This window comes from Brevundimonas sp. (assembly GCF_016742135.1).
Classification (GTDB): domain Bacteria; phylum Pseudomonadota; class Alphaproteobacteria; order Caulobacterales; family Caulobacteraceae; genus Brevundimonas.
Genome location: NZ_JACVCG010000002.1, coordinates 638188 through 647436, shown reverse-complemented (window position 1 = coordinate 647436; position 9249 = coordinate 638188). Strand labels below are relative to the sequence as shown.

12 protein-coding genes, 1 tRNA gene and 1 pseudogene are annotated in these 9249 nt (G+C 65.2%); all 14 read left to right on the top strand.

The features are described from left to right. Positions 1-383, top strand: a pseudogene (gene tuf, locus IBJ06_RS06840) (elongation factor Tu); the annotation flags it as partial. Positions 384-610: 227 nt separating this feature from the next. Beyond that, positions 611-742: a hypothetical protein gene (locus IBJ06_RS06835; protein ID WP_292158507.1), complete on the top strand. Its 132-nt coding sequence runs from the start codon at positions 611-613 to the stop codon at positions 740-742. 95 nt (positions 743-837) lie between these two features. Beyond that, a complete protein-coding gene (locus IBJ06_RS06830) occupies positions 838-2163 on the top strand; it encodes a hemolysin family protein (RefSeq protein WP_292158505.1) in 1326 nt (441 codons plus the stop codon). Positions 2164-2306: 143 nt separating this feature from the next. After that, positions 2307-2382, top strand: a tRNA-Trp gene (locus IBJ06_RS06825). A gap of 72 nt (positions 2383-2454) precedes the next feature. After that, positions 2455-2745: a preprotein translocase subunit SecE gene (secE, locus tag IBJ06_RS06820; RefSeq protein ID WP_292158503.1), complete on the top strand. Its 291-nt coding sequence runs from the start codon at positions 2455-2457 to the stop codon at positions 2743-2745. Between the two features lie 10 nt (positions 2746-2755). Further along, complete coding sequence (nusG, locus tag IBJ06_RS06815) at positions 2756-3331, top strand: transcription termination/antitermination protein NusG (RefSeq protein WP_292158501.1); 576 nt, start codon at positions 2756-2758, stop codon at positions 3329-3331. A gap of 66 nt (positions 3332-3397) precedes the next feature. Beyond that, positions 3398-4291: a hypothetical protein gene (locus IBJ06_RS06810; protein WP_292158499.1), complete on the top strand. Its 894-nt coding sequence runs from the start codon at positions 3398-3400 to the stop codon at positions 4289-4291. Between the two features lie 153 nt (positions 4292-4444). After that, positions 4445-4876 carry a 50S ribosomal protein L11 gene (gene rplK / locus IBJ06_RS06805; protein WP_292158497.1) on the top strand — a complete coding sequence of 144 codons (432 nt, stop codon included), beginning with the start codon at positions 4445-4447 and terminating at the stop codon, positions 4874-4876. 4 nt (positions 4877-4880) lie between these two features. Next, positions 4881-5570 carry a 50S ribosomal protein L1 gene (gene rplA / locus IBJ06_RS06800; protein ID WP_292158495.1) on the top strand — a complete coding sequence of 230 codons (690 nt, stop codon included), beginning with the start codon at positions 4881-4883 and terminating at the stop codon, positions 5568-5570. Between the two features lie 123 nt (positions 5571-5693). Beyond that, positions 5694-6767: an AI-2E family transporter gene (locus IBJ06_RS06795; protein ID WP_292158493.1), complete on the top strand. Its 1074-nt coding sequence runs from the start codon at positions 5694-5696 to the stop codon at positions 6765-6767. A gap of 79 nt (positions 6768-6846) precedes the next feature. Next, positions 6847-7428, top strand: a complete 582-nt coding sequence (locus IBJ06_RS06790) for a DUF2059 domain-containing protein (protein ID WP_292158490.1) — start codon at positions 6847-6849, stop codon at positions 7426-7428. A 299-nt stretch (positions 7429-7727) separates the two neighbouring features. Continuing rightward, positions 7728-8243 (top strand): 50S ribosomal protein L10, encoded by a 516-nt coding sequence (gene rplJ / locus IBJ06_RS06785; protein ID WP_292158488.1) that lies wholly within the window; start codon positions 7728-7730, stop codon positions 8241-8243. Positions 8244-8309: 66 nt separating this feature from the next. Further along, positions 8310-8699, top strand: a complete 390-nt coding sequence (rplL, locus tag IBJ06_RS06780) for a 50S ribosomal protein L7/L12 (protein ID WP_292158486.1) — start codon at positions 8310-8312, stop codon at positions 8697-8699. A 150-nt stretch (positions 8700-8849) separates the two neighbouring features. After that, the gene (locus IBJ06_RS06775) at positions 8850-9239 is read left to right on the top strand and encodes a hypothetical protein (protein ID WP_292158483.1); all 390 of its coding nucleotides are present in this window, start codon (positions 8850-8852) and stop codon (positions 9237-9239) included. Positions 9240-9249: the final 10 nt, after the last annotated feature.

The following is a 9249-nucleotide window of genomic DNA, read 5'->3' as shown; positions in this document are numbered from 1 at the left end:
AGGGCCAGGCGGGCGACAATGTCGGCGTGCTGCTGCGCGGCACCAAGCGCGAGGACGTCGAACGCGGCCAGGTGCTGTGCAAGCCGGGCTCGATCACCCCGCACACCAAATTCCTGGCCGAGGCCTATATCCTGACCAAGGAAGAGGGTGGCCGTCACACGCCGTTCTTCACCAACTACCGCCCGCAGTTCTACTTCCGCACGACGGATGTGACCGGCATCGTGCACCTGAAGGAAGGTGTTGAGATGATCATGCCCGGCGACAACGCCGAGCTGAACGTCGAGCTGATCACCCCGATCGCCATGGAAGAAAAGCTGCGCTTCGCCATCCGCGAAGGCGGCCGCACGGTTGGAGCCGGGGTCGTTTCGAAGATCACGGAGTAATCAGCCCCACAGGCTGAAAGACAGAGCGGCCCCCGGAGCGATCCGGGGGCCGTTTTGCCATGGACCGACGGCGTTCTGACCGGTCGCTCAGCGCAGCGCCCCGCCAAGCCCCGCCACGGTGTTCGCCGCCCGGGCGACAAACGCGGTTAAGGCGCCTCCGCACCGGTGCAGATGCTTGTTCCCCCTCTGAACCCTGACAGTCTGGCGGCGTTAGGGATCTGGAAACCATGCGCCGCTCGCTTCACATCGGACTCTTCATCGGCACCCTCCTGGGGGCGGCGGCCTGTGCCGCGCCCGGGCCGCATGACGGCAGCGTGGCCGGGCCTTACGGGTCGATTGAAGCGGGACGCGACCGCTAGGACGAAGGAATTCGTGGCGGACGGGGGAAAAGCCCCTTATCATCCGTCCTGCGGCAGTCGCAGATCGCGCCGCGTCATGGTTCCCGCCCCCCTAAATGTTACTCATCGCCATTGTCGTCGTTCTGCTGCTGATCGTGCTGAACGGCCTTTTCGCCATGACCGAACTGGCGGTCGTGACGTCCCGCAAGGCCAAGCTGCAGAGCCGGGCCGAGCGCGGGGATCGGGGGGCCCGCGCGGCACTGAACCTGTCGGAAGATCCCACCCACTTCCTGTCGGCGGTGCAGGTGGGGATCACCCTGATCGGCATTCTGGCGGGCGCCTATGGCCAGGCGGCGATCGCGGGTGACCTGAATGAGATCCTCGAGCGGATATTTCCGGCGCTGACCGCCTATACCGAAATCTTCTCCACCCTGCTGGTGGTCATCTGCATCACCTATGTCTCGCTGATCGTCGGGGAACTGGTGCCCAAGCGCCTGGCGCTGATCTTTCCCGAGAGCATCGCCGCCCGGATGGCCGCGCCCATCTCGACCGTCGCCATCGTCCTGCATCCCTTCGTGCTGCTGCTGACGGCCTCGACCTCGGGCATTCTCAAGGTTCTCGGTGTCAAGGACCGGGACGGCTCGGACGTGACCCAGGAAGAGGTCGAGTCGATGATCGCCGAGGGCACGGCATCCGGCCTGATCGAGCCCGAGGAGCAGGAAATGATCGAGGAGATCCTGCGTCTCGGGGACCGGCCCATCCGTGTGGCCATGACCCCGCGCCACGAGGTCTTCTGGATCGCGCTGGACGAGGATGAGGAGACGCTGCGTGAAGAGATCCGCACCTGTCCCTATTCCCGGATCGTTGTGGCCCGGGACGCCGATGTCGATAATCCGCTGGGCGTGGTCCACAAGAAGGATCTGCTGGACAGCCTGCTCGACAATGGCGAGTTCAACGTCGAGAAACTGGTCCAGACCCCGGCCTTCATCCCCCAGTCGACCTCTGTGCTGAAGGCGCTGGGGATCATGAAGGCGACCCGGGTCCACATGGCCTTCCTCGTCGATGAATACGGTGCCTTCGAAGGGGTGGTCACCGTCACCGACCTGCTCGAGATGATCGCCGGCGACTTCGACGAGGGCCATGACGAGGAGGAGGCCTACATCCGGCGTCGCGAGGACGGCAGCTGGCTGGTCGACGGCCAGGCCGACATCGAGGAACTGGCCGATACACTGGGGGAGGATTTCGGCGAGGTCGACGGCTTCCACACCGTGGCCGGCCTGATCCTGCACCATCTGTCGCGCGTTCCGGACGAGGGCGAGGTCCTGCAACTCGGTCGCTTCGAGGTCGAGGTCATCGACATGGATGACCGGCGGATCGACAAACTGCTGTTCCGGGCCGTGATCACGCCGGACGCATCGAAGGCTTCCGCGGGGGACGACTGAGTCCCTGGCGGAGGGGCGCTACAATGCGGCTACGGACTGAATGCCTGCTTGAAATGCGCCGCGCGGTGGGGCATACGCCCCTTCTGGTCAAGACCGCGCGCCGATGGGTCCGCCCACGGCGCGTTGTTCATTGTCCGGGCCACAGGAGTGTAGCTCAGCTGGTAGAGCATCGGTCTCCAAAACCGAGGGCCGGGGGTTCGAGTCCCTCCACTCCTGCCATTTCCCCTGTTGCCATCGCCTGGGAATGCCCATGTGGGGGGTGACAGTCCAAGAGTTTTGAAGAGACAGCAGATGGCCAAGGCGAAAACACCGGGTGGGCGTCGGACGGCGGGGGGCAAGGGCCCGATCGCCGCCCAGACCGTTTCGGTCGACGCTCCGGCGCCGAAAAAGCGGACCTCGCCGGTCCAGTTCTTCTCCCAGGTCCAGGCCGAGGGTCGCAAGATCGTCTGGCCGAGCCGCAAGGAGACCTGGATCACCTCGGTGATGGTCTTCATCATGGTGGCGCTGGCTGCTGCCTTCTTCTTCGTGGTCGATTTCGGCCTGAGCGCGATCTCGCAGCGCATTCTCGCCATCGGCTCCTGAGGATATCGACATGACCGACGCCGCACCGGCCGCGCCCGCCAACCCCCGCCACAAGTGGTACATCGTCCACGCCTATTCCAACTTCGAAAAGAAGGTGGCGCAGCATCTGGAAGAGCAGGCGCGCCAGCAGGGCCTGAGCGATTATTTCTCGGAAATCCTGGTCCCGGCCGAAGAGGTCGTCGAGGTCCGTCGCGGCCGCAAGGTCAACTCCGAGCGCAAATTCATGCCCGGCTATGTGCTGGTCAAGATGGAGCTGACCGACGAGGCCTACCACCTGGTCAAGAACACGCCCAAGGTCACGGGCTTCCTCGGTGCCCAGGGCGGCACCAAGCCGCTGCCGGTCTCGGAGCGTGAGATCCAGAACATCATCGGCACCTCGGAAGAGGGCGTCGAGCGGCCCAAGCCCCGCATCCACTTCGACATCGGCGAGACCGTCAAGGTCGTCGATGGGCCGTTCGCCAGCTTCGATGGCCAGGTCGAAAGCGTCGACGAGGACAACGCCCGCCTGCGCGTGGCCGTGTCCATCTTCGGCCGTCCCACGCCGGTCGACCTGGAATACAACCAGGTGGAAAAGGTCGCGGGCTAGGCTTCGTTACGGGCCCTGCTTTCGAACGACCGTTTTCGGTGATACCCCTTTCGCATGAGGGGACTGTTGGCACTGGCCAGTGTGGGGGTCGCGATCCTGTTGCAGGTCGCGCCAGCGCTCGCCCAGGACATTCCGCCGGATCAAGCCCTGCCCGAGACTCGCGTCGATGATATCGTCGTGGACGGTCGTCCGATCGAGGTGATCGCCGAGGAATTCGTGACAACCATCTCCGCCCCGCCGCGCAGGCGGGGACTGGCGCGCTGGAGCGACACGGTTTGCATCGGCGTGGTCAATTTCCGCAATGATATTGCCCACCAGATCATAGATCGCATTTCGGAAGTGGCCGAAAGCCTCGACATTCGGCTGGGCGAGCCGGGCTGCAAACCCAATCTGGTCATCGCAGGTACTGTCGACGCCAATGCCCTGGCGCGGGAAATGGTCCGCCGCTATCGCCGTCCGTTCTTTCGATACGGCTATACGCGGTCGAACCGCGGAAGCGGTGCCTTGGCCGCCTTCCAGACCACCGACGCTCCGGTCCGCTGGTGGCACATGAGCTTGCCCATCAATACCATCGACGGCTCGCCCGCCATTCGCTTGCCGGGGCAGGGTTACTGGGTATCTCCCTGCGCGGGGTCGAGGATCGGCGTGTGCGACGCCATTACCGACCATCTGACACGGCTGATTATCATCGTCGACATCGACCGGGTGGCGGGCACCACCGTAAACGAGCTGGCCGACTATCTGACGCTGATTGCGCTGGCCCAGATCGAGCCGGACGCTGACTACAGCGCCTTCGACACGGTGCTGAATCTGTTCGACCCGACGATGCAGGTTACCGGTCTGACCGACTGGGACCTGATCTATCTGGCCGCCCTCTATTCCGGCGAGGATGAGCGCCTTGACCCCCGCGAACAGGCCGCGCGCATGGTGCCCGCCCTGAGGGAGCGGGAAGGGCAGTAACCCCCATTTGCCAATCGGCGCCGCGTCCGCTATACGCGCGCCTCGCTCTGATCAGGGCGGTGCGGGCTTGCTCGCACAAATCCGTGGGAGGCCGCCATGCCGCACCACGGCTCATCCGCAGGGATTGATTTCCCCGCTTCATAGGAGAGACCAATGGCCAAGAAGATTCTCGGCTACATCAAGCTGCAGGTGCCCGCGGGCTCCGCCACGCCGTCGCCCCCGATCGGGCCGGCGCTCGGTCAGCGCGGCGTCAACATCATGGGCTTCTGCAAGGAGTTCAACGCGCGCACCGAGAAGGAAGCCAAGGGCACCCCGCTTCCGACCGTCATCACCGTCTATCAGGACAAGAGCTTCACCTTCGTCACCAAGACGCCGCCGGCGACCTGGTATCTGAAGGAGGCGACCAAGCTGAAATCGGGCGCCAAGGCCACCGGTCGCGAGACCGTCGGCAAGATCACCCGCACCCAGCTGCGCGAGATCGCCGAGAAGAAGATGAAGGACCTGAACGCCAACGACATCGAGGCCGCGGCCAAGATCATCGAAGGCTCCGCCCGCGCCATGGGCCTGAACGTGGTGGAGGCTTAAGACCATGACCAAGCAAACCAAGCGCATCAAGGCCTGGACCGGCGACCGCACGAACGCCCTGCCGTTCGGCGAAGCCATCAAACTGGTCAAGGACAACGCCAGGGCCAAGTTCGACGAGACCGTCGAGATCTCGGTCAATCTGGGCGTCGACCCGCGTCACGCCGACCAGCAGGTCCGTGGCGTGGTGAACCTGCCTTCGGGCACGGGCCGTGACGTCCGCGTCGCCGTCTTCGCCAAGGACGCCAAGGCCGACGAAGCCCGGGCCGCCGGGGCCGAGCACGTGGGTGCCGAGGATCTGTACGAAAAGATCAACGGCGGCTTCATGGACTTTGACCGCGTCATCGCCTCGCCCGACATGATGGCCCTGGTCGGCCGTCTGGGTAAGGTGCTGGGCCCGCGCGGCCTGATGCCGAACCCCAAGGTCGGCACCGTGACCCCGAACGTCGCCCAGGCCGTCAAGGACGCCAAGGGCGGTGCGGTCGAGTTCCGCGTCGAGAAGGCGGGCATTGTCCACGCCGGCATCGGCAAGGCCTCGTTCGCCCAGGACGCCCTGGAAGCCAACGTCAAGGCGATGGTCGACGCCCTGGTCCGCGCCCGCCCGTCGGGTGCCAAGGGCACCTACGTCAAGCAGATCAGCCTGTCCTCGACCATGGGACCGGGCGTCAAGGTCGACCCGGCCTCGCTGGGCGCCTGATTTTCTGGCACGAATGCGTGGAAAAGGCGGTCCCCCGGGGCCGCCTTTTTTCATGCCGCAGGGTCAGGATGGATACCTTGGCCGTCCCGGGACGTTCAGACCGGACACGGGCCGAGGACATCCATGAAATTTTTCAAGCGCCATGCCGAAGCGAGCGGCTCCGACTGGTCACCGGGCAAGATCGTGTTTGCGGTCGTTGCGCTCGTGGGCACGTTTTTCGCCTTTCAGCTGCTGGTCGCCCTGTCTCATCTGTGGCTGATGATGTTCGCGGCCGTCGTCTTCGCGGTCGTCATTCGCGCCGTGGCGGACCCGCTGATCAGGATCACGCGTCTGCCGGAGGTGCCCGTCGTCGTGGCATCGGTCCTGCTGATCATCGGGCCGATCGCCCTGGGGCTGACCCTGTTCGGCTCCGAGATCGCCAGTCAGGGTGCCGGCGTCATCGCGCGTATTCCCATGGGCTGGGACCGGATCCAGCAGGTGGTCGCGGATCAGCCCTACGCGGGGGAAATACAGGCCGCGACGGGGCAGCTGGGTGCCTATGCCGGACGGGCCATCGGTTGGGCGCAGACCTTCGCGATGGGGACCGCCGTTGCCCTGACCGGTCTGTTGCTGGTGATCGTCGCGGGAATTTACCTGGCGCTCTCCCCCGCGAGGGCCCGGGACGGGTTGGTCGCTCTGGTTCCCCTGGGAAGACGCGATCGCGTCCGGTACATCCTCGACACCATCGGGCGGGCGCTGAAGGGCTGGCTGAAGGGTCAGATCATTGCCATGATCGCGGTCGGGCTGGCGTCCGGCATCGGCCTGTCGATCATCGGCGTTCCGTCGCCCGTGGCCCTTGGCGTGCTCACGGGGCTTTTGAACTTCGTGCCGATTGTCGGGCCGATCCTGGCCACGGTCCCCGCGGTCCTGATGGCGGCCACGGTGGGCTGGGAGCAGGCGGCCCTGACCCTTCTGCTCTACTTCGTGGTCCAGCAGGTCGAGAGCATCCTGCTGGTGCCCCTGGTCCAGAAAAACGTCGCGAGCCTGCCGGTCATCGTGACCATCTTCTCCGTGGTGGCTTTCGGCTCCCTGCTCGGTCCCCTGGGTGTGATCCTTTCCGGTCCGCTCGCGCTGACGATCTTCGTCCTGGTGATCATGGTCTATCGGCAGGACGTTCTGGGGGACCGGACGATGCAGGCACCGGGTGAGACGCGCTGAAGGCGCGGCGGCGTTCCCTGCCTTTTTCTTGCCCGACGTGTTGCCCCGGCGCTTGCGCAGCCGGACCGGGATCGAAAGTATGACGGTGGATGTCCCGGAGTTGCCCATGCGCCGCCTGCTCTGCCTGATCACTACCCTGGCCGCCCTGCTGGCGATGCCGGCCCTGGCTACGGCCCAGACCGCCACCCCGGATCCCGGACAGGCCCGGCGCGAGGGGCTGGCGGCGCGCTATATCGAACTGTCGCTGGGCGGCAACGTCCGCGAGCAGGTCGAAAGCTGGATCGAGACCGACCTGTCCCAGGCCGATGACATGACGGCGGAGGAGCGGGCGTGGATGCGGTCCAATATGCCCAACCTCATCCTGGCCATGATCGAAGGGCTGAGCCGGGATCTGGCGCCGATCTATGCGGAGACATTCACGACCGAGGAGCTGGAGGCCATGGTCGCCTTCTTCGAATCCCCCCTCGGCCGCTCCATCGCCACCAAACAGTTCGATCTGGTCGCGCGTGAACAGGCCGTGGTCGGTGCCCAGATGCTGATCTTCCTCGAATCCATGTGGTCGAAATACTGCGCCGCCTTTGACTGCGAGGACGCCCTGACGGCTCCGGGCGTCAATATGCCGAAGGCGCGCACCCAGCGACGCCAGGATTTGCAGCGTTGATTTTTCCGCCCAGCCCTGTATGAAGCGCGCCTTGATCGGGTCCCCGGGCCCGATCTGCCTGTCCGAGAACTTCGGGGCGTGGGGGCCACCCATGCCATAAACGTCAGGGAGCCCCCTGGCACCGTGGGGAGATGGGGATGCAGACGACGCCCTCCGGCTCGCGCTCGCGGTCGGCATGGCCTCCGAGCTTCCTTCGGACATTACGACCGGCACACACGCCTCGCGGCGACGCGAACGCGTATGGGCCACCTCGTCGTCGGGAATAAGCCCGGCGATGAACCTCAAGACTGGAGACCGCAATGGACCGCGCACAAAAGGCCGAGTCGATCGAGACGCTGAAGGGCGTGTTCGCCGACGCCGGCGCCGTGGTCGTGACCCACAACCTGGGTCTGACCGTTGCGGACATGGAAGACCTGCGTGGCCGCCTTCGCAAGGAAGGCGGCGCGTTCAAGGTGATCAAGAATCGCCTGGCGCTCAAGGCGCTCGAAGCCGAAGAAGGCAGCGACTACCACGGCCTGTTCAAGGGTCCCGTGGGCATCGCCTATGCCGATGATGCGGTGACGGCTGCCAAGGTCACCGCTGAATTCGCCAAGGGCAACGACAAGTTCGTCGTTCTGGGCGGCTTCATGGGTGACAAGGTTCTGGACGCCAAGGGCGTGGAGACTCTCTCCAAGCTGCCCTCGCTGGATCAGATCCGCGCCTCGCTGCTGGGCCTGCTCAACGCTCCCGCGACCAAGGTCGCCGGCGTCGTTCAAGCTCCGGCGTCCCAGCTGGCTCGCGTGCTCAACGCCTATGCCACCAAGGACGCCGCGTAAGCGGACCGACCTCTTTCATCTCTGCAACCTCTCTACTGAAACCCAATCCTCCGAAGGAAAACTCAAATGGCCGATCTCGCCAAAATCGTTGAAGACCTGTCCGCCCTGACCGTCCTGGAAGCCGCCGAGCTGTCCAAGATGCTCGAAGAAAAGTGGGGCGTTTCCGCCGCCGCTCCGGTCGCCATGGCCATGCCCACCGGCGGCGCTGGCGGTGGTGACGCCGCTCCGGCCGGCGAAGAGCAAACCGAGTTCACCGTCGTCCTGACGGACGGTGGCGACAAGAAGATCAACGTCATCAAGGAAGTCCGTGGCGTGCGTTCGGACCTGGGTCTGAAGGAAGCCAAGGACCTGGTCGAAGGCGCTCCGCAGAACGTCGTCGAAAACGTCTCCAAGCAACAAGCCGAAGAGATCGCCAAGAAGCTGACGGAAGCCGGCGCCAAGGTCCAGATCAAGTAATCTGGCGCCATTCGGCCCTGTAACGACGAACGGCCCCGGTGGATCTCCGCCGGGGCCGTTTTCGTATCCCTGCGATTCCTTGGGATCGAGGGGCTGGACAACGGGAGCGCCAGTCCGCCAAATCTCCCGCCTGAATCAGGGGGACGACCGATGTCTGCACACACCACCGCGCTGATCGCCGCGCTCGCCGCGCTGGCGCTCGCCGCCTGTTCCGAGCAGGAGGCCAAGGCCCCCGCTGCCCCGACGCCGGCACCCGCAGCCGAGGTGCCGGCGCTGCCGGAGGGACCGCTGACCCAGATCGGGGCCGTCCGACTGATGAATGGCCTGCCGCTGGCCTGCAAGCCGATCGCCAGCCTGAAATTCGATATGCACCAGTGCGATGTGAAACGCGGTCTGGTCGAGGGCGATCAGCCGCTGATCGACGACTTGCGCACGCTGCGCGCAGAGCTGGACGCCCTGCCTGAGGGCGAGGTCACGGCGCGGTGCACGGCCCTCTATAACGAGCTGGGCGCGACACCCAAGCCCCGGGCCTGCTGGTAGCAGACCCGGG

Excerpts from the sequence above, each read along its gene's own strand:
- IBJ06_RS06835 (WP_292158507.1), top strand. The coding sequence starts at position 611 with ATGCGCCGCTCGCTTCACATCGGACTCTTCATCGGCACCCTCCTGGGG.
- IBJ06_RS06830 (WP_292158505.1), top strand. The coding sequence starts at position 838 with ATGTTACTCATCGCCATTGTCGTCGTTCTGCTGCTGATCGTGCTGAAC.
- secE (WP_292158503.1), top strand. The coding sequence starts at position 2,455 with ATGGCCAAGGCGAAAACACCGGGTGGGCGTCGGACGGCGGGGGGCAAG.
- nusG (WP_292158501.1), top strand. The coding sequence starts at position 2,756 with ATGACCGACGCCGCACCGGCCGCGCCCGCCAACCCCCGCCACAAGTGG.
- rplK (WP_292158497.1), top strand. The coding sequence starts at position 4,445 with ATGGCCAAGAAGATTCTCGGCTACATCAAGCTGCAGGTGCCCGCGGGC.
- rplA (WP_292158495.1), top strand. The coding sequence starts at position 4,881 with ATGACCAAGCAAACCAAGCGCATCAAGGCCTGGACCGGCGACCGCACG.
- IBJ06_RS06795 (WP_292158493.1), top strand. The coding sequence starts at position 5,694 with ATGAAATTTTTCAAGCGCCATGCCGAAGCGAGCGGCTCCGACTGGTCA.
- IBJ06_RS06790 (WP_292158490.1), top strand. The coding sequence starts at position 6,847 with ATGACGGTGGATGTCCCGGAGTTGCCCATGCGCCGCCTGCTCTGCCTG.
- rplJ (WP_292158488.1), top strand. The coding sequence starts at position 7,728 with ATGGACCGCGCACAAAAGGCCGAGTCGATCGAGACGCTGAAGGGCGTG.
- rplL (WP_292158486.1), top strand. The coding sequence starts at position 8,310 with ATGGCCGATCTCGCCAAAATCGTTGAAGACCTGTCCGCCCTGACCGTC.
- IBJ06_RS06775 (WP_292158483.1), top strand. The coding sequence starts at position 8,850 with ATGTCTGCACACACCACCGCGCTGATCGCCGCGCTCGCCGCGCTGGCG.